Annotated in this window: 2 protein-coding genes; one reads left to right on the top strand and one right to left on the bottom strand. The window is 30.8% G+C overall.

The genetic code is table 11. The features are described 5' to 3' along the window. Window positions 1-239 (top strand): hypothetical protein (locus D4B81_RS19070; RefSeq protein ID WP_474100194.1); only part of this gene is annotated, 239 nt, incomplete at its 5' end. 36 nt (window positions 240-275) lie between these two features. Here the strand turns inward: D4B81_RS19070 and D4B81_RS17855 are convergent. After that, window positions 276-879, bottom strand: a 604-nt coding sequence (locus D4B81_RS17855) for a hypothetical protein (protein ID WP_474100195.1), incomplete at its 5' end; no start/stop codon positions are given.

Here is an 879-nt window from a genome sequence, read left to right on the forward strand (position 1 = left end):
CTATTTATAGAAGAATCAAAGTACTTGAAGAGAACGGATTTTTGAGTGTACTAAAAATGGGTACATCAAATGTTTATTTAGTAAATGAAGATTTAGCGTGGACTGATTCAAACGACAAGAAAAAATTTACAAAATACGACGGGAAAATCTTAGTCAGCAAAAAAGAAAATAAAGACTATATATATCGTAAACAATTTGATAGATTTAAAGCTTTGCGAAAACGGGAAAACCTAAAATAAAGCGGGTAGTAAAGTCTACTCGCTTTATTTATGTTTTCATCGCTCCATGTCATACCCTCGTTGTTTAGTCTTCATTTCTTTTTTATGTTCACGCTCAAATTGATTATCTATCCCTTTCATATCCAACTCGTTCTTAATAAGACCTCTAAAGCCCTCAAATTGCCTTCCTAAGAGTTTTTTTGTGTTATGGTATAAAACCTTTACATTTTCCTTTAAATCTCTTATATGGGCTTTTAACGAGCTTATTTCCTTACGCAATTCTCTATTCTCATTTTCCAAATCTGTATTTTCGTTAATAGCTTTAACATAACCTTCAGCTAAACTATCAACTTTGTCACATAATTCTTTGTTTTCTTTAACTAAATCCATACGCTGCAAACGATCATAATCTTTTTTCACTGAATATCCAGCGTTAATTATTCCTTGCACTCTTTTTAATTCTTTAGTTTCAACAATCCAATTCCCTGTTGGTTTTTCTACTTTTTCTTTTTTTAAAAAACCTTTATTAACAACCTCTGTTTTCTTTTCTCTCTCAGCTTTAATCTTAATTTCTCCTGGCAATCGTTCGCTCATTTCCAGTAATTCATTTTTCTTTTCAAAAAGCTGGTTTTCCAAAGAAAGAATTTCCTTTTCTAAATCC

The organism is Ornithinimicrobium cerasi, assembly GCF_003702705.1.
In the GTDB taxonomy this organism is placed as follows: Bacteria; Actinomycetota; Actinomycetes; order Actinomycetales; family Dermatophilaceae; genus Ornithinicoccus; species Ornithinicoccus cerasi.